Genomic DNA, 18,558 nt, shown 5'->3' with positions numbered 1-18,558 from the left:
AGAGACTGCAGCGTTTGCCAGTCCGGTGCCATCGGCCATGTATTTCAGGGCGGCGTCTGCCGGTAGTGATGTGCGAGCAGCAGCGCAATCGCACAGGATGCAATGCGGGATTCGCGCGAATCCGCGCGGCTGGTCAGCACGATGGGCACCTTGGCGCCAAGCACGATGCCTGCGCTGGCAGCGCCGCCCAGGTACATGAGCTGCTTGGCCAGCATATTGCCGCTTTCCAGATCGGGCACCAGCAGGATGTCGGCCTGACCGGCCACTGGCGAAGTGATGCCCTTGGTACGCGCGGCCTCGATGGAGACTGCATTGTCGAAAGCCAGCGGTCCGTCCAGCACGCCCCCTGTGATCTGGCCCCGGTCGGCCATCTTGCACAGTGCAGCAGCATCCAGTGTCGCGGGCATGTTGGGGTTGACCGTCTCGACGGCTGCGAGGATGGCGAGCCTGGGCCTTGCCACACCCAGAACCTGTGCCAGCTCGATGGCATTGCGCGCGATATCGGCCTTCTGCAACAGATCGGGAGCCAGGTTGATGGCAGCGTCGGTGACGATGAAGGGGCGTGGGTAGCTGGCCGTCTGCAACACAAAGCAATGGCTGACACGCCTCTTGGTGCGCAACCCGGCACTGCTTGCAACAACAGCCGCCATCAGCTCGTCGGTGTGCAGACTGCCTTTCATCAGTGCCTCGACTTCGCCGCTGGCGGCAAGTCTGGCACCACGCTCGGCGGCTGCATGACTGTGCGGCACGTCCTCGATACGCAGGCCCTGCAGCTCGAACCCCTGCGCCAGCGCAATCGCTTCGAGCCTGGCGCGCGGAGCGATCAGGACCGGCTCGATCAGCCCCAGCCGATGCGCATCAAGCGCGGCGGACAGGCTGGTGGAATCGCAGGGATGGACGACCCCCACGCGAACCGGCGGCAGTTCCTTGACAGCCGCCAGCAGCCGGGTCAGGCCGTGATGTGAGGTAACGTCAAGCGGCTGTGCTGCGCCGCCTGATGGCATGGAAACCGCTTGCTGCGAGGCTGGTTGCCGGGGCTGCGCATCGTGGGCGCAGAGCAGCGTCAGCGTGCCCGCGTCACGGGAGGCAACGGTAACGCGCAGGCTGTCGCCGACGTTTATGCCCTCAAACGGCTGCAGCGTCATGTCTGGGCTCGGTTGACTCATCGCACTCCTTTCTTGCCGCGTGGTGCGGCCGGTTTACGTCGCACAGCAGCCGCAGCCCGCTGGGGAGCTGCAGGAGTCTGCACTGGAGCCGGCGCCAGCTCCAGAGGCTCCTGGATCCGGGGCTGCTGCGCCAGTGCGGCCTGCTCGAACAAGGCCTGCACCTGCTGCAAGGCATGTCTCACGGCATCCTCCTCTGCGCCGGGCTCCTTATCGATGGCTGCCATCTGGGTGATGGCTTCGCCGGCCTTGCGGATGGTGTCGGCAGGCGTGTTCTTCAGCAGGCCGGGAATGGCGTCGATGGCGGCGCTGCCGCATTGCCTCATCACCAGGGTCTGCTCGCGGATGGCGGCTCGCAGCTCGGCCAGACCCCAGCGCCCAGGCGCTTGCTGCTCCAGCAATTGCGCAGCCAGGTGGTAGTAGCGCTCGTCCACAGCGCGACGCCGGGACAGCACGCTCAGCAAGCCGCGCAGCGTGGCTTCGAGCACGCCGCCCTGATCCACACTGCTCTCGATCTGTCGCTGCCTGCCCGCCATCAGCGCCAGATGCTCGGGAGTGGAGCCAGGATGCTGGCGCACTGCCGCGCTCTCGCCATAAGCATGTCCAGCCAGCGCCTGCATGAGCGGCGAGCCATAGAGCATGTCGAACCACAGGGCGTAGATGTGGTCGCGCCGGTCGCGGAAATCATCGAGAGCGCGATCCAGTGCGGCCGAGCACCGCTGCTGCATGTGCAGCCAGGGATTGGCCTCATCCACAGGCTGGCGATGTCCGCGTATGAATTCGGCGCTGCTGCGTATCAGGCAAGCCAGCGGGTGCTGGCTGCTCCAGGCCTCGAATTGCAGGCGCATGGGATGCAAGGTCTGCAACCAGTGCGCCGATTGGGAAGTGCTCAGCGCACGCACCCAGGGTTGCCATATGCTGCGATACAGAGCCAGGTTGATGTCGGATACCCGGGCCGCTGCGTCGAAACGGCGATCGGACTCGGGATCGGGCTTGACGATATCGCGCACCTCATCGATGCCGCTGGCACGGATGCTCAGCAGATAAGGATCATGGAGCAGCTTTTGCTCCTGCTTCGTGGCATCGTCAACGCTGGCGCGATAAATGCCTGCCGGCAGCAGATTGATCTGCTCGATGGCACTGGCGAACTTGCGGTGCTGCTTGCTGCCGACCGCACCCGAAACAAAGATGCCCAGATGCCCGATGCTGTCGTGCGTGCTGAAGATGATGGTCTGGTCGTGGCCGCGCACGTCGTCGTCGCTGGCGTACAAATCGGTGATCCAGCCCAGAGCCTGGGCCGGCGGCGTGATGTTGTCGCCATAGGAGCAGAACACGAGGATGGGCGAGCGGATATTGCGCAGATCGATGCGCACCCCGTCCGATGTCAGCAACTGGGCCGTCGACAGCCTGTTGCCTATGAACAGGTTGTCGACGATGTACTGCATCTCCACATCGTTGAGGAAGACATAGCCGCCCCAGTATTTCTCGAAGTCTATATAGCGCTCGGCTTCGGTGTCGACATTCGCATAGACCTTGTACTGCTTGCTCCAGAGCGTGTTGGCCGGATCGAGCTGCTCGAAGTTCTGCACCAGATGGGCGCCGTCGAAGCGGCCGTGACCCAGATCGCTGGCCAGAGCCGTCATCCAGCTGCCCCCGAGAAGTCCGCCCGAATAACGCATGGGATTGTCACCGGCCCAGTACGACAGGGGCGCTCCGGCAACAATGATGGGCCCGAACAGCTCGGGCCAGACAGCGGCCGTCATCAGGATCTGCCAGCCCGCCTGGCAGTTGCCGATGACCGCCGGCTTGCCCTCACTCTCGGGGTGAAGCTCGGCCACGCGACGCATGAACGCGGCCTCGGCACGCATCACATCTTCCACCGTCTGACCAGGTACTGGATCAGGCAGAAAACCGACGAAGTAGCAAGGGTGACCAGCCTCCAGCGCAGCACCGATCTCGCTGTGAGGCTTGAAGCCACCAATGCCCGGGCCATGCCCGGCACGTGGATCTATCACGACGAATGGACGCTTGGCGGGGTCGGCAGGCCGGTCTTCGGACGCCTGAATGCGCACCAGGCCATAGTTGACAGGTCTTGGGAGGTCCAGCCCCGACATCACGAGTTCCGCGGGGAAATGCAGCACGTTCGGCATCCTGGCCTCACGCTGGGTCCGGTACTGGTCGCCCACCTGCCGCTCGATGTCGGCATATAGCACGGCACGTTGAGCGGCGTCCACCGCATAGGCCCCGGCAGCCCTCCACCACGCAAAAGGATCAACAGACCCGTTGGTCGACGGACCGGCCCCGCTGGGTTTGCTCATGTCGTGCTCCCGAAGTCACAATCTTCTCGCTCAAGAAGATTCAAAAACAATAGCTCCCAGCGCTTTATGGTTCACCACAAAACGCCGAAAACATCGGATTTTTTGCAATGGAGGGCCAGCTGACCAGCCGGCCCGCAGGCGGCAGCGCCACCGTCTTTAGCTGAAGCTGCGCCAGCCTGTTGCCTACTTCTGCGCCGCTTTGCCGCTCTTGGCCTGAGCGGGGTCCTGAGTTGCCGGCGTCCAGGCCGACAGCCATTGCTTGAAGATGTCCTGCAGTGGCAAAGCGGGCAGATTGGACGCGCCGTCGGCACGCAGGGCCTCGGCCACAGATTTTTGCCAGGCCTCCAGGGCCTGCTGCAGACCGCTGGCAAAAGCCTGCTGGTTCTTGATCGCGATATCGCTGGCGCTCTTGGCATCGCTCATGCGGTCTTCGAGCCTGCGCATGAAAGCCTCGGCGGGCAGGCTGGCCAGTGATTGCCAGTCTTCGGCACGCAGCAGGCTTTGCAGTTCCGCCGTGGTTTCACTGATGCCTGCAGCACTGGTCTGCTGCGCGGCTGCCAGCCAGCGATGGCCACTTTCACGCATAAGCTGAGCGATGCGCAGTTGCAGCTCGGCATTGGCCTTGAACAGATTCAGGGGGGTCGCTTGAATGCTCATATCGTTCTCCCTATGGTGATGGTGGTGCCTATCGAGAGGCTGGCGGACCGTCCGGCATATCACCGTGACCAAACGGCTTTTGAAAACTCAATGCCCGAGCACGTACTGGCCCGGAGCGTCATACAAGGGCCCACCGCTCGTGCCGCCCATGCGCGGCGGAGCTATCGGTGTGCCGGATCTGTTTTTGAGCCACTCGTCCCATGCCGGCCACCAGGAGCCTTGGCTCTGCTCGGCCTCTTGCTGCCACTGTTGGGTGACAATGTCCTGAGCGCCGACAGCCCGAGTGAGCAACTGATAGCGGCGTCGCGGATGACCGGGCTCGCTGACAATGCCGGCGTTGTGGCCGCCACTCGTCAGCACAAAGGTGACTTCAGCCGCAGTGTGGTGGTGCAGTTTGAATACCGATTGCCAAGGCGCTACATGATCGGTGAGCGTTCCCACACAGAAGATGGGCACTTGCAGATTGAGAAGCGAGACCGGCTTGCCATCGACCGGATAGCGGCTTTCACTGAGATCGTTATTCAGAAACAGACGGCGCAGGTATTGCGAGTGCATCCTGGCAGGCATGCGCGTGGCGTCGGCATTCCAGGCCATGAGATCGCTCATCGGCGCCCGCTCGCCCAGCAGGTATTGATTGACCATGCGCGACCACAGCAGATCATGGGAGCGCAGCATCAGGAATGCGCCCGCCATCTGATCGGCGCGCAGATAGCCTTGCTGGGCCATCTGGGCCTCAAGCAGGCTGACCTGCGCTTCGTCGATGAACAGCGCCAGCTCGCCGGGTTCGGTGAAATCGGTCTGCGCGGCCAGCAAGGTCATCGATGCCAGACGCTCGTCTCCATCGCGCGCCATCGCGGCTGCCGCAATGGCCAGCAAGGTTCCGCCCAGACAATAGCCTGCGGCATGCACCTTCTGCCCCGGCACGATGGCCGTGACGACATCCAGCGCCGCGCGCCAGCCCAGCTCGATATAGTCGTCCATGCCCAGATCTCGATCGCCGGCATCAGGGTTCTTCCAGGAGACGCAGAACACCGTATGCCCCTGATCGACCAGATACTTGATCAGCGAATTGTGTGGCGAAAGATCCAGGATGTAGTACTTCATGATCCAGGCCGGCATGATCAATACCGGCTCGGGATGGACCTTGTCGGTTGTCGGCGCGTACTGGATCAGCTCCATCAACTGGTTGCGCAGCACCACCTTGCCAGCGGTGACGGCCACATCGCGCCCCACCTGATACCCCTCGCAGCCTGCAGGCGGCTTGTTTGCCAGCTGCGCATGCACATCTTCCATCAGGTACTGGAAGCCACGCACCAGATTCGCCCCGCCCTCTTTGACGGTACGTTCCAGAACTATCGGGTTGGTGGCAAAAAAATTCGCGGGCGAAAGCATATCCAGCCACTGCCTGCTCCAGAACCCGACCAGACGCTCGTGATGTCTTTCAACACCCGGAACACCTTGGGTGGCGGCCTGCCACCAGCGCTGCTGAGCAGCAAAGCCCGCACTGATGACATTGAACGGCCATTGCCTCCATTCAGGAGCCTGAAAGAGACGCTCCGCCTCCTGCGTCTGTGGCCCGCCATAACAAAGCCTGATCCATTCCTCCAGCGCCAGCCTTGCCAGATCCAGACGCTTGCCCGGGCTGATGGCAAGATTGCCGGCCCAATCCATCCAGGCCTGCCATTGGGACTCGGGGGAAACCGACAGCCACTGCTGCGCCCACATCGCACGCACAGCTTGATCAAGCTGCTGGCTGGAACTGAACTGAGCTTCGGCCTCGCGGTCAACCATAGCGGCCCCTTTTTGCTGCATGGCAATAACGCAACATCTTATGCGCTGCAGAAGTTGTTGCCTAGTCACGCCCTGCCGGGAGTTGAGCCACATCAAGCTCTCGCAGCCGGAAGCGCTCCGGCATGCGCAAGCCGGCTCCAAACACCGGGCTGCCGCAGCTAGAAGAACTCCGCAGCCTTGCCTGGATCGGGCCTTCCGCCGAAGCTATCGGCCATGGTTTGCAAGCTGAACGCACACCGCCGCCTGCTGACGCATGCGGTACTGTTTTCCCATTGTGTGCAATAATGGAGAGCTTTTATGCGGAAAGTACACCGGACAGGCTGGTGCGGCTCCCGCACTTGACCAAAGGAAAGATCATGAAAGAAGGCATTCACCCCAATTACCGCGAAGTTCTGTTCGTTGACATGTCCAACGGCTTCAAGTTCGTGACACGTTCTTGCGTTTCCACCAAGGAAACCGAAAACTTCGAAGGTAAAGAGTACCCTCTGTTCAAGCTGGATACCACTTCTGAATCGCACCCCTTCTACACTGGCACACAAAAGTCGGTGGACAACATGGGTGGCCGCGTGGAGAAGTTCCGCAACCGCTTCGGCAAGAAGTAATTCTTACTTTTTTGCTGAAAAGGCAGCCCGGGCAACCGTGCTGCCTTTTTCTTTTTTTGGGTGCCGCCCCACGGAATCCCAATGCTCCTATCATCGGAGCACCAAGCGCTTTGACTTCAAGCGCTTTCGCCTGATCTGGCCGTGCAAATTCGCACAGCCGCTACCGGATTGACTGCGTGAACCAGCCCACACCTGCCATTGTTGCCCAAAGCGCTGTACGCCGCCTGCCGCGCTGGGCCCTGCTTTTGCTGTGCCTGGCCTATGTGATTCCCGGCTTTGTCATGCGTGGCCCCTGGCGCTCCAACGATATGGAGGCCTTTGGCTATATGCGCGAGCTGGCGCTGGGCAAGACCGACTGGCTGGCCCCCAAGCTCTCGGGCCTGGCTCCCAGCATGGACGGCCTGCTGCCCTACTGGCTGGGTGCCTTGTCCTTGCAGGGTTTCGAGTGGCTGCTTGGCGCCGAGATGGCGGCGCGCCTGCCCTTCATCGCCTTGCTGATCGTGACCCTGGGCGCCACCTGGTGGGGAGCCTATTACCTTGCACGCACCCCCGGGGCGCAGCCCGTGGCCTTTGCCTTTGGCGGGGAAGCCCAGCTGATCGACTATGCCCGCGCCATGGCCGATGCGGCTTTGCTGGCCCTGGTTGCCTGCCTGGGCCTGGCGCAGCTCTCGCATGAAACCACCAGCTATGTCACGCAGCTGGGCTGCACGGCACTGCTGTTTTTTGCAGCGGCGGCCATGGCCTATCACCCCAGGAAGTCAGCCGCGGCACTGCTATTCGGCCTGCTGGGATTGGCCCTGAGCGGCGCCCCCACTCTTTCCGTGCTGTTCGGACTGGGTGGCAGCGTGATCGCCTTCACACAGCGCAGTTGGGGCGACAATCCCGGCCGCGCCCACCGTCAGGCCCGCGCCTGGGCCGCAGCCTGGCTGGCCGCCACGGTGCTCGCAGCAAGCCTGACCACGGCTCTGGATCAATGGGTCTGGCATCTGGTGGACTCGTTCAAGGACTGGGATGCCCTGCTGCAACTGCTGCTGTGGTTCTGCTGGCCTGCCTGGCCCCTGGCTTTGTGGACGCTGTGGGTCTGGCGCCGCCAGATTGCCTACCCCGGCCACAACCCGCATCTGTCCATCGCCCTGCTGTTTGCCACAGTCCCGGTGGCTGCCTGCCTGAGCAGCACCCCGGCCGATCGGGCACTGCTGCTGGGACTTCCCGCCATCGCCACCCTGGCCGCCTTCGCCCTGCCCACTTTCCGCCGCAGCATCAGCGCGCTGATCGACTGGTTCACGCTGCTGTTCTTTACGGCATCCGCGATTGCCATCTGGGTGGTCTGGCTGGCGTTTCAGACCGGATTCCCGCCCAAGATCGCCGCCAATATTGCGCGTCTGGCTCCGCAATTCGAGGCCAGCATCTCCTGGCCCACGGTCATCGTGGCGTTGATCGCCACTGCCGGCTGGTTTGTGCTGGTGATCTGGCGCACCTCGCGCAATCGTGCAGCCATCTGGAAGAGCCTGGTGCTTCCGGCCGGCGGCGCCACACTGAGCTGGGTGCTGCTGTCCACACTCTGGATGGAGCCGCTGGATCATGCTCGCAGCTATGAATTCCAGATGACACAGCTGGGCGGCGAACTCAGGCAGAACGGCGCCACAAGCTGCGTGCTGACCTACGGCCTGGGCCGTTCGCAGATTGCGGCCGTGCGCTACTACACCCATGTGGATACGGCGCTATTGCGCCGCAGCAATCCCGGCGACTGCGGCTGGGCGCTGGTCGACGCAGACCGCTGGGCGGGCGATCACAATCGCAAGCTGCGCCAGGGCTGGAGCGAAGTCAGCCGCATCACCCGTCTGGCAGGCCAAAAGGAAGTCCTGGTACTGCTCAAGTACACCGGCCCCAAAGCCCCATGAAGGGCGAATTGCAGTACATAGGACGGCATGCGGGCACCGTGCTGGCCGGGCAGCTGGCCGTCATGGCCTTTGGCACCACCGACACCATCGTGGCCAGCCGCTATTCCAACGATGCCGTGGCCGCCCTCTCCGTAGGGTCGGCCATTTTCATCAGCGTCTATGCCTCGCTGATGGGCATTTTTCAGGCTCTTCTGCCCTTGTGGTCCGAGCAGCGCGGCGCCGGTCAGCCCCTGGCCATAGGTCATTCGCTGCGCCAGTCCATGTATCTGTGTGCGCTGGCCTGCGTGCTCGGCATGGCGGTGCTGCTCATGCCCGGCGCACTGCTGCGCTGGACTGATGTGCCCGATGCACTGCAACTGGAGGTCAAGCGCTATCTCGCCGTACTGGCCTGGGGCTTGCCACCGGCGCTGCTGTTTCGCATCTACAGCGCGCTCAACCAGGCGCTAGGCCACCCCAAGCTGGTCACCTGGCTGCAACTCATCTCGCTGCTGATCAAGATCCCCTTGTCCATCTGGTTCACCTTTGGCGGGCTGGGGCTTGCGCCCCTGGGAGCAGTGGGCTGCGCACTGGCCACGCTGCTGGTCAACTACACCATGTTTGCCGTGGCCCTGTGGCTGATGCGCACTCAGGATTTCTATGCTCCGCTGGCGCTTTGGCAGAAGCTGGAGCGCCCTGACTGGCGGCAACTGGGCCATTTCTGCCGCCTCGGCATTCCTGCAGGCCTGGCCATTCTGGTGGAAGTCACCTCCTTCACCCTCATGGCCCTGTATGTGGCAAGGCAGGGCTCGCTCTCGTCCGCCAGCCACCAGATCGCCGCCAATCTGGCCGCCATCTGCTATATGGTGCCGCTGTCTCTGGCCATTGCGACCAGCGCCCGCGTCAGCTACTGGCGCGGCGCCGGTGACGAAGCCCAGGCCAGGACACTGATTCAACAGTGTTTCAAGCTTGCTCTGCTCATCGGTATTGCGACAGCTGCTACGCTCTTGATCGCTCGCACCTGGATTGCAGACATCTACACCGACTCCCCGCGGGTGCTGGCAATGACGTCCTGGCTGCTGATCTGCGTGGCTGCATACCATGTGGCGGACTGCGTGCAGACCTATTGCATTTTCGTGCTGCGCTGCTATCGCGTGACCGTGGCGCCTCTGGTGATCTATTGCCTGCTGCTGTGGGGCGGCGGCCTGGGCCTTGGCCACTGGCTGACCTACCGATGGCAAGCAGCCGAAGGCTGGCTGGACTGGCAGGCCACGCCCATGCCCTTCTGGGTTTGCAGCGCGGCAGCCCTGTTTGTCACGGCCATGGCCTTCAGCAGCATTTTGCACAGAGCCATACGACCTCCAAAGCCGCAGACCCAGCCTGGAGCCTCCTAGTGAGAAAGTGCCTTGGCGGGCGCTTCAGCAACTGCCCGCACACGGCTGGGCGGGAAGGTGACGGCGAATTCCGAACCCTTGCCCAGCTCACTCTCAATACTGAGCCTTGCGCCATGCCGCTGCAGCACATGCTTGACGATGGCCAGCCCCAGGCCGGTGCCGCCCGTGTCACGTGAGCGGCTGCGATCCACGCGATAAAAGCGCTCCGTCAGGCGCGACACATGCTTTTCGTCGATGCCAGGGCCGGAGTCCTTGACGGCAAAGCGGGCCGATCCATCGGGCAGCAGTTGCCAGCGCACATCGATCTGCCCGCCAGCCGGCGTGTAGCGCATGGCATTGGCCAGCAGATTGGAAAACGCACTGTGCAGCTCTGCACTCGCGCCTGCCAGATCTCCGGCCTGCCGCAGCGCCTGCTCATCAGGAAAGTTCAGCACATGGGGTTTGGCCTGCTTGCGCGTCAAGGCATTGGACAGGCCACGAGCCTCGTTCTCACAGCGATTGAGCAGTTGCGCCACCGACACCCAGTCATTGTTGCTGGGCAGCGGGCTTCCCTCCAGACGCGACAAGGTCAGCAAGTCTTCCACCAGATGCTGCATGCGCTCGGCCTGCTGGGCCATCAGCTCCAGATAGCGCCTGCGCTCGTCTTCCTCGAGCGGCAGGTTCTGCAGGGTCTCGACAAAACCGGCCAGCACGGTCAGAGGCGTGCGGATTTCGTGCGAGACATTGGCCACGAAGTCGCGGCGCATGGCCTCGGCCTGCTCCAGCGCCGTCACATCGCGCGCCAGCAGCAGCTTGCGCCCTTCACCGTAGCCGTAGAGCTGCACCGACAGCTTGACCGGCCGCGAAGGTGTGCTTTCGCGCCCCTGCATGACCAGATCATGACTGAAGTCCTGCGCCGCAAAATAGGCACTGAACTGAGGATCTCGCACCAGATTACCGATGCTTTGCAGCACATCGCGCTCGGCATCAAAGCCGAACTGCTTGGCGGAAATCTGATTGCACCATTCGATGCGGCCCTGTGCATCGAGCAGGACCACACCATTGGGACTGGCCTGCAAGGCAGACAGAATGTCATTGAGCCGCTGGTCGCCCTGCTGCACCTGCTGCACGCTCTGGCGAATCCAGCGGCGCATGCGCACGCTGGCCTCGCCCCAGATCCCTGCCAGATTGGGCACCGCGCCCAGCTCCGACTGGCGCAGCCAGCGCAGCAGCCGCGCGCCATTCCAGCTGTCCACCAGCCACCATATCCAGCCGCCGATCAAGGCGCCCGTCATGGCCGCCACGCATTGCTGCAGCACCGTCGCACCGGGTGCAACGAGATAGGCCCACAGCAGCCATACCACCATGGCTGCCGCGACCTGAGAAGCCAACAATCGAAAACCACGCCACCCCATATTTGCTTTCAGTTGTGATTTTTGACGACCCAGCCAGGCCGGGCCGAGGTTCGGGGGGAAGTGCTGTCAGGCCATGGCCTGGGCGCTGAAACGGTAGCCCGCGCCGCGCACGGTCTCAATCAGAACACCCGCCACACCCAGCGATTCTCGCAAGCGCTTGACGTGCACGTCCACGGTGCGCTCCTCAATGAAGACATGATCGCCCCAGACCTTGTCGAGCAACTGCGCACGGCTGTGCACACGCTCGGGGTGCTTCATCAGATAGTTGAGCAGCTTGAACTCGGTGGGACCGATCTTGAGCAGATCGCCCTGCCAGCTCACGCGGTGGGCCGCAGCATCCAGCACCAGCTCGCCAATGCTGACCTTGTCCTGCACCTGCTCAGGCGCACGACGGCGCAGCACGGCACGAATGCGGGCCAGCAGCTCCTGGGTGGAGAAAGGCTTGGTGATGTAGTCATCCGCACCGGCATCCAGGCCCGCCACCTTGTCGGGCTCGTCGCCACGCGCCGTCAGCATGAGAATGGGCACGGCCTTGGTGCGGCTGTCGGCACGCCATTTGCGGGCCAGAGACAGACCGCTGGCCCCGGGCAGCATCCAGTCGAGCAAAATCACGTCGGGCAGCACGGCATCAAGCTCGCGCTGCGCCGAAACACCGTCTTCCGCCCAGACGGGCTGGAAGCCGTTATGCCTCAAATTGACCGCGATCAACTCTGCAATCGCAGGTTCGTCCTCCACGATGAGGACCATGGGCATCTTCTTCATCCCTGAGTAGCCTCCGTCTTACAACACCGCAGATTCGATTTCAGCCATGGTCTGATGGCGCACATCCTTGCCCTCGACCAGGTAGATGATCAGCTCGGCCACGTTCTTGGAGTGGTCGCCGATACGCTCGATGGCCTTGGCCAGGAACAGCAGGTCCAGGCTGGCGGAGATGGTGCGCGGATCTTCCATCATGTAGGTGATGAGCTTGCGCACAAAGCCGTCGAACTCTTCGTCGATCAGGTCGTCTTCACGCAAGATGGCCACTGCCGCCTTGGTGTCCAGTCGGGCGAAGGCATCCAGGGTCTTGCGCAGCAGCTCGGAGGCCATCTGTGCAGCCATGCGCAACTCGCCGCTGGGCAGCGAACGGGCAGCGCCGCTTTCGATGATGGACTTGACCATACGGGCCATCTTGCAGGCTTCGTCGCCCATGCGCTCCAGATTGGCCGTGGCCTTGGAGAAGGCGATCAGCAGGCGCAGGTCGCGAGCCGTGGGTTGGCGGCGCGCAATGATGGACGACAGCTCATGGTCGATCTCGACCTCCATGGCATTGACGCGCTGCTCGGTGCTGATGACCTGCTCAACCGCTTCGGTGCTGAAGCTGGTCAGTGCATAGACGGCATTGCTGATCTGCGACTCGACCAGACCGCCCAGCTCCATGACGCGTGCCGAGACACGATTGAGTTCGGAGTCGAACTGCGTGGACAAATGTTTTTCTGTCATTTTTAAGTCCTTAGCCGAAGCGGCCTGTGATGTAGTCTTCCGTTTCCTTGCGCTGGGGCTTGAAGAACATTTTTTCGGTGTCGCCAAACTCCACCAGATCCCCCAGATACATATAGGCCGTGTAGTCGCTGCAACGGGCGGCCTGCTGCATGTTGTGTGTCACGATGACCACGGTGTAGTCGTTCTTCAGCTCCGCAATCAGCTCCTCGATCTTGGCCGTGGAGATGGGGTCCAGCGCCGAGCAGGGCTCGTCCAGCAACAGCACTTCGGGCTTGATGGCAATGCCGCGAGCGATGCACAGACGCTGCTGCTGACCGCCCGACAGACCCGAGCCGCTTTGCTGCAGCTTGTCCTTGACTTCGTTCCACAGTGCTGCCTTGCGCAGCGCCCACTCCACGCGGTCGTCCATGTCCGAGGCGTTGAGATTCTCGAACAGCTTCACGCCGAAAGCGATGTTGTCATAAATGGACATGGGGAACGGCGTGGGCTTCTGGAACACCATGCCGACCTTGGCACGAATCAGTGCCACATCCTGCTTGCTGGTCAGCAGATTGTCGCCGTCCAGCATGATCTGACCTTCGGCGCGCTGCTCGGGATAGAGCTCGAACATGCGGTTGAAGGTGCGCAGCAGCGTGGACTTGCCGCAGCCCGAGGGGCCGATGAAGGCCGTGACCTTCTTCTCGGGAATATCGAGATTGATGTTCTTCAGCGCGTGAAACTTGCCGTAGTAGAAGTTCAGGTCGCGCACGGCCAGCTTGATGTTGGCGGGAGCAGTGGTTGCAGTCATGATCTTGAACTTTCGAATTATTTCTGGCGGGTGATGAAACGCGCCAGGATATTCAGACCCAGCACAGCCACAGTGATGAGGAAGACACCGGCCCAGGCCAGTTGCTGCCAGTTCTCATACGGGCTCATGGCAAATTTGAAGATGGTGACCGGCAGGCTGGCCATGGGCTTGCTCATGTCGGCATTCCAGAACTGGTTGTTCAGCGCCGTGAACAGCAGCGGAGCGGTCTCGCCAGCAATACGAGCCACTGCCAGCAGCACACCGGTAATCACGCCGGCGCGGGCTGCGCGCAAGGTCACCATGATGATGACCTTCCACTTGGGCGTACCCAGCGCATAAGCTGCTTCACGCAGGCTGGCGGGAACCAGCACCAGCATGTTTTCCGTGGTGCGGATGACCACGGGAATCACGATCAGCGCCAGCGCGATCACGCCGGCCATGCCGGAGAAGCTCTTGAAGCGCACCACCACCACGGTATAGACAAACAGACCGATGACGATGGAGGGTGCCGACAGCAGAATGTCGTTGACGAAGCGGGTGGTGGAAGCCAGCCAGCCCTTTTTGTCGTACTCGGCCAGATAGACCCCGGCCATCACGCCGATAGGCGTGCCCACGAAAGTGGCCAGCGCCACCATCATCAGCGAGCCCCAGATGGCATTGGCAATACCGCCCTCCTCGTTGGGAGGAGGCGTCATCTGCGAGAACAGTGCGAAGTTCAGACCGCCCAGGCCCTGGCGAATGGTTTCCCAGAGAATCCAGACCAGCCAGAACACGCCAAACAGCATGGCGGCCATGGACAGGGTCAGCGCGACCTGATTCAGGCGCTTGCGCTTGTTGTACTTGGCCTGACGCACCGCAGCCAGATCGGCTGCGTCGAGCATTTTGGTGGAGGTGGAGGTCGGGCTCATGAGCGAGCTCCTTCGTTCTTCTGCAGACGGTTGAGCAGCAGCTTGGAGCAGGCCAGCACCACGAAGGTGATGAAGAACAGCACCAGACCCAGATAGATCAGCGAGGCCTGATGCAGGCCCTCGCCCGCTTCGGCAAACTCATTGGCCAGCGCCGAAGTGATGCTGTTCGCGGCCTCGAACACGGACAGGGAATTGAGCTGGTTCATGTTGCCGATCACAAAGGTCACGGCCATGGTCTCGCCCAGTGCGCGGCCCAGGCCCAGCATGACACCGCCCAGCACGCCGGTCTTGGTATAGGGCAGCACCACTTTCCAGACCACTTCCCAGGTCGTGGAGCCCAGACCGTAGGCCGACTCCTTGAGCAGCGCCGGCGTGACTTCGAACACATCGCGCATCACGGAGGCGATGAAGGGGATGATCATGATGGCCAGAATGATGCCGGCCGACAAAATACCGATACCCACGGGAGGGCCGGAAACAAAAGCGCCCAGATAGGGCACACCGGTCAGCAGGTTCTGCAGGGGCTGCTGCACATAGGTGGCCAGCACGGGGCCGAACACCATCAGGCCCCACATGCCGTAAACAATGGAGGGAACTGCGGCCAGCAACTCGATGGCAGTGCCCAGAGGGCGCTTGAGCCAGGCGGGCGAGAGTTCCGTCAGAAACAGGGCAATGCCGAAGCTCACGGGCACTGCAATGATGAGCGCGATGGCCGAAGTGGCCAGCGTGCCGTAAATCATGACCAGACCGCCGTATTGATCCTGCACGGGGTCCCAGACACTGCTGGTCAGAAAGCTCAGACCATATTCGGAGATGGCGGGCCAGGCGCCGAAAATCAGCGAAACCATGATGGCCAACAGCAGCACCAGCGTCAAAATTGCTGCGCTGCGTGCCAGGCCACCAAACAAACGATCCGCCATACGTCCCGAGATCATCGGAGCACGTGGCGGAGAAGGAGAGCGTCGCTTGGCGGCATCGGTGGGGGCTGCAGCCAGCGAACTGGAGGGCGACGTAGTGGACACGTGAGCGCCTTTATTCGCAAAGGGTTGAAACAAGCAGCGAACATACCGTCCGGCACGGCAGCCCGCTGCTCACTGATGACACGAAATTACTTGGAAACAACCTTGCCCGAAGCGTCCTTGATGTCGTTCCAGGACTTGTAGATCACGTTCTTGACAGCGTCGGGCATGGGCACATAGTCCAGGTCTGCGGCAGTCTTGTCACCTTGCTTGTAAGCCCAGTCGAAGAACTTCAGCGAGGTGGCGGCCTGAGCAGGCTTTTCCTGAGTCTTGTGCATCAGGATGAAGGTTGCCGAGGTGATGGGCCAGGCGTTCTTGCCGGGCTGGTTGGTCAGAATCTGGTAGAAGCTCTTGGCCCAGTCAGCGCCAGCAGCAGCCGCCTTGAAAGTCTCGTCGTCAGGAGAGACAAAAGTGCCTTCCTTGTTCTGCAGCTGTGTGTAGGTCAGCTTGTTCTGCTTCACATAGGCGTACTCGACATAGCCGATGGAGTTGGGCAGGCGACCCACGAAGGCGGCAACGCCTTCATTACCCTTGCCGCCGGCACCGGTGGGCCAGTTCACGGCCTTGCCCTCGCCCACTTTTTCCTTCCACTCGGCATTGACCTTGGAGAGGTAGTTGGTGAAGCCGAAGGTGGTGCCGGAGCCGTCAGCGCGGCGCACGGGAGCGATAGCGGCGTCAGGCAGCGCCACACCGGGGTTCAGTGCCGTGATGGCGGGGTCATTCCACTTGGAGATCTTGCCCAGGTAGATATCGCCCAGCACCTGGCCCGACAGCTTCAGCTGGCCGGGAGCCACGCCCTTGATGTTGACCACGGGAACAATGCCGCCGATCACGGTGGGGAACTGAACCAGGCCCTTCTTGGCCAGTTCGTCATCCTTCAGGGGTTCATCGGAAGCACCGAAGTCCACGGTCTTGGCTTCGATCTGCTTGACACCGGCGCTGGAACCCACGGACTGATAGTTAATCTTGACGCCGGTGGCCTTGTGATAGTCGGCAGCCCACTTGGAATACAGAGGAGCCGGGAAGCTCGCACCGGCACCTGTGGCTTCCTGGCTGGCGTTGGCAATACCCGCTGCAGACAGAGCACCAGCCACCAGAACGTGAATCAAGGACAACTTCATGAAACGACCTCTTAGGGTTGAAAGATTCGATGGAGTGAACTTTAAAAACCTTTTATGACAAGGTCGTGACACGAAAATTTCAAGGCGCAACCGAGTGAAAGAGCTCCAAAGCGGTCATGCGAGTGTCATATTTCATTCGCAAACTGCTGAGCCTTGACCCGCAGACCCGGGTAACAGCTTGTCGCAAGGCTGGAGTCTGATCACCGGCAATGTATGACATAGTCTGTCACACAGCGTGAGCGCACTCCGGCGGCCCAACCCGGCAAATACCTGCAAATACCTGACTTGGCAGAGGTTGAACCCCACGCCCCGCAAGCTCGATGACGGCCCGTATTGCATATTCCACTGCCCGGTGCATGTGTCGCCTGTTCCATCACGCTCATGCTCTGCCCGTGCCCCAACCCGCATAACAACAACGCATTGATTGGCTCAGAAATGGCTCCTGAATCGCTGCTTGCCGCCGTAGACCTTGGCTCCAACAGTTTTCGCCTTGAAATAGGCCGCATCGGCTCGCATCAACGCATCGAGCGTGTGGAATACCTCAAGGAAACCGTGCGCCAGGGCAATGGCCTGAACTCGCGCCAGGAACTCTCCCGCGAAGCCATGGAGCGCGGCTGGGAGTGCCTGGCTCGCTTTGGCGAGCGCCTCAGGGGCTTTGATGCCTCGCATGTCCGCGCTGTAGCCACCCAGACCCTGCGCGAGGCACTGAATGCCGAAGAATTCGTGACGCGTGGAAGCCAGTTGCTGGGCTTTCCCATCGAAGTCATTGCCGGCGAGGAGGAAGCCCGGCTGATCTATCGCGGCGTGGCCAGTTCGCTGCCGCCCAGCCAGCAAAAACGCCTGGTCATCGACATTGGCGGACGCTCCACCGAAATCATCATCGGCCAGCACAGCCAGCCTCTGCAAGTGGCATCGTTCGCACTGGGCAGCGTCTCCTGGAGCAGCCGCTTCTTCAGCGACGGCGCACTGAACAAGGCCAACTTCCAGGCCGCCGTTGCCGCCGCCAAGCAATGCCTGACCCAGGCCCAGTTCGCCTACCCGGGCACGGCCTGGGACTGCGCCTATGCCTCCTCCGGCACGGCCAACGCCGTGGCGGACGCTCTCACGGCCCAGGGCCTGGACGGGCAGGTGATCACGCCCGCCAAGCTGCGCTACCTCTACGAGCTGCTGCTGGACATCGGTCATGTGGAGCGCCTGCGCATGCCGGGCCTCAAGGAAGATCGCCGCCCGGTGGTCGCTGGCGGCATCAGCGTGATGATGGCCGTGGTCGACCTGCTGGGCATTACCGAGCTGGAAGTCGCACAGGGCGCACTGCGCCAGGGAGCTTTGCACGACCTGCTCGACCATGAGCCCCCTGCCGACAAGGAAGCCGCGGAAGTCGGCGCACTGCAACTGGACTTTGGCGTGGACGTACCCCATGCCCAGCGCGTTCAGCGCATTGCCACCCAGCTGTGCCAGCAAATCCTGCCCGCAGAAACCGCGCCGCTGAGCACTCAGGCCCTGGCCATTGCCGCGCAGCTGCACGAGGTGGGCATGCGCGTGGCCCTGAGCGACTATCACCGCCACGGCGCCTACATTGTCGAGCATTGCGGTCTGGCCACCTGGGAGCCCGAGCTGCGCCAGCGCATCTGCCAGCTGGTGCTGGGTCACCAGGGCAAGCTGCGCAAGCTGGAGGACGCCATCGAAGAGCCGCAGCTGGCCCTGCCGCTGATGGCACTTCGCATTGCCGTGCAGTTGAGCCATACCCGCCGCGACCCTGACATGCAGGGCATGCAGATCAAGCGTTCGGGCTCGGAATGCAAGCTCTCCACACCCTCGGGCTGGATGCTGACCTACCCGCAATCCGCCCGCCTGCTCGAGGAGGAAGCCATGGCCTGGAGCAAGACGCCCTGGAGCCTCAAGCTGCAGCTGCGCTGATATCACCTGCCAGGCCGCTGCGGTCTGCAAAAGGCAAAGGGACTGCGCGGCAGTCCCTTTTTTGCTCTGCAGAGCCCTTCAAAAAGATAGCTGCAAGCACCTGTCAAACATTGATTTCAATACTAAAA

General features: G+C 62.1%; 15 protein-coding genes. 4 read left to right on the top strand and 11 right to left on the bottom strand.

Features of this window, described 5'->3' with window-relative positions:
- Positions 1-44: 44 nt before the first annotated feature.
- The 4 genes from JAO85_RS21800 to JAO85_RS21785 all read right to left on the bottom strand — a co-directional run bounded on the left by JAO85_RS21800 (position 45) and on the right by JAO85_RS21785 (position 5,929).
- A complete protein-coding gene (locus JAO85_RS21800) occupies positions 45-1,166 on the bottom strand; it encodes a bifunctional enoyl-CoA hydratase/phosphate acetyltransferase (protein WP_087863700.1) in 1,122 nt (373 codons plus the stop codon).
- Entirely contained in the window at positions 1,163-3,481 is a 2,319-nt protein-coding gene (locus JAO85_RS21795; RefSeq protein ID WP_202789009.1) for a DUF3141 domain-containing protein, read from the bottom strand. The genes JAO85_RS21800 and JAO85_RS21795 overlap by 4 nt, the downstream gene beginning before the upstream one ends.
- A 183-nt stretch (positions 3,482-3,664) precedes the next feature.
- Positions 3,665-4,138, bottom strand: coding sequence for a phasin family protein (locus tag JAO85_RS21790; protein WP_012839107.1), 474 nt, complete (start codon positions 4,136-4,138; stop codon positions 3,665-3,667).
- 87 nt (positions 4,139-4,225) lie between these two features.
- On the bottom strand, positions 4,226-5,929 hold the full coding sequence (locus tag JAO85_RS21785) for an alpha/beta hydrolase (protein WP_202789008.1): 1,704 nt from the start codon (positions 5,927-5,929) through the stop codon (positions 4,226-4,228).
- A 356-nt stretch (positions 5,930-6,285) separates the two neighbouring features.
- Between JAO85_RS21785 and JAO85_RS21780 the strand changes: the two genes are divergently transcribed.
- The 3 genes from JAO85_RS21780 (at position 6,286) to JAO85_RS21770 (ending at position 9,802) form a co-directional block, all read left to right on the top strand.
- Positions 6,286-6,531: a type B 50S ribosomal protein L31 gene (locus JAO85_RS21780; RefSeq protein WP_003053459.1), complete on the top strand. Its 246-nt coding sequence runs from the start codon at positions 6,286-6,288 to the stop codon at positions 6,529-6,531.
- 176 nt (positions 6,532-6,707) lie between these two features.
- Positions 6,708-8,432 (top strand): hypothetical protein, encoded by a 1,725-nt coding sequence (locus tag JAO85_RS21775; protein WP_202789007.1) that lies wholly within the window; start codon positions 6,708-6,710, stop codon positions 8,430-8,432.
- Positions 8,429-9,802 (top strand): MATE family efflux transporter, encoded by a 1,374-nt coding sequence (locus JAO85_RS21770; protein WP_012839110.1) that lies wholly within the window; start codon positions 8,429-8,431, stop codon positions 9,800-9,802. The genes JAO85_RS21775 and JAO85_RS21770 overlap by 4 nt, the downstream gene beginning before the upstream one ends.
- Here JAO85_RS21770 and phoR read toward each other — a convergent pair.
- The 7 genes from phoR to pstS all read right to left on the bottom strand — a co-directional run bounded on the left by phoR (position 9,799) and on the right by pstS (position 16,513).
- Positions 9,799-11,175, bottom strand: coding sequence for a phosphate regulon sensor histidine kinase PhoR (phoR, locus tag JAO85_RS21765; protein ID WP_039048821.1), 1,377 nt, complete (start codon positions 11,173-11,175; stop codon positions 9,799-9,801). The genes JAO85_RS21770 and phoR overlap by 4 nt on opposite strands.
- 87 nt (positions 11,176-11,262) lie before the next feature.
- Entirely contained in the window at positions 11,263-11,958 is a 696-nt protein-coding gene (gene phoB / locus JAO85_RS21760) for a phosphate regulon transcriptional regulator PhoB (protein ID WP_003053455.1), read from the bottom strand.
- Positions 11,959-11,976: 18 nt separating this feature from the next.
- Positions 11,977-12,678, bottom strand: a complete 702-nt coding sequence (gene phoU, locus JAO85_RS21755; RefSeq protein ID WP_003067322.1) for a phosphate signaling complex protein PhoU — start codon at positions 12,676-12,678, stop codon at positions 11,977-11,979.
- Between the two features lie 10 nt (positions 12,679-12,688).
- On the bottom strand, positions 12,689-13,465 hold the full coding sequence (pstB, locus tag JAO85_RS21750) for a phosphate ABC transporter ATP-binding protein PstB (RefSeq protein ID WP_003080251.1): 777 nt from the start codon (positions 13,463-13,465) through the stop codon (positions 12,689-12,691).
- A 17-nt stretch (positions 13,466-13,482) separates the two neighbouring features.
- Positions 13,483-14,373, bottom strand: a complete 891-nt coding sequence (pstA, locus tag JAO85_RS21745; protein ID WP_003067325.1) for a phosphate ABC transporter permease PstA — start codon at positions 14,371-14,373, stop codon at positions 13,483-13,485.
- Positions 14,370-15,308 (bottom strand): phosphate ABC transporter permease PstC, encoded by a 939-nt coding sequence (pstC, locus tag JAO85_RS21740; RefSeq protein WP_034358718.1) that lies wholly within the window; start codon positions 15,306-15,308, stop codon positions 14,370-14,372. The genes pstA and pstC overlap by 4 nt, the downstream gene beginning before the upstream one ends.
- 173 nt (positions 15,309-15,481) lie before the next feature.
- Positions 15,482-16,513, bottom strand: coding sequence for a phosphate ABC transporter substrate-binding protein PstS (gene pstS, locus JAO85_RS21735; protein ID WP_012839112.1), 1,032 nt, complete (start codon positions 16,511-16,513; stop codon positions 15,482-15,484).
- Between the two features lie 435 nt (positions 16,514-16,948).
- On the opposite strand from pstS, the gene JAO85_RS21730 reads away from it, so the two are divergent.
- Positions 16,949-18,430 carry a Ppx/GppA phosphatase family protein gene (locus tag JAO85_RS21730; RefSeq protein WP_034379324.1) on the top strand — a complete coding sequence of 494 codons (1,482 nt, stop codon included), beginning with the start codon at positions 16,949-16,951 and terminating at the stop codon, positions 18,428-18,430.
- Positions 18,431-18,558: the final 128 nt, after the last annotated feature.

The organism is Comamonas sp. NyZ500 (genome assembly GCF_016772095.1).
Classification (GTDB): Bacteria; Pseudomonadota; Gammaproteobacteria; order Burkholderiales; family Burkholderiaceae_C; genus Comamonas; species Comamonas thiooxydans.
Note: the sequence above shows the minus strand (reverse complement) of the source record. Positions and strands in the feature narration are given on the sequence as shown.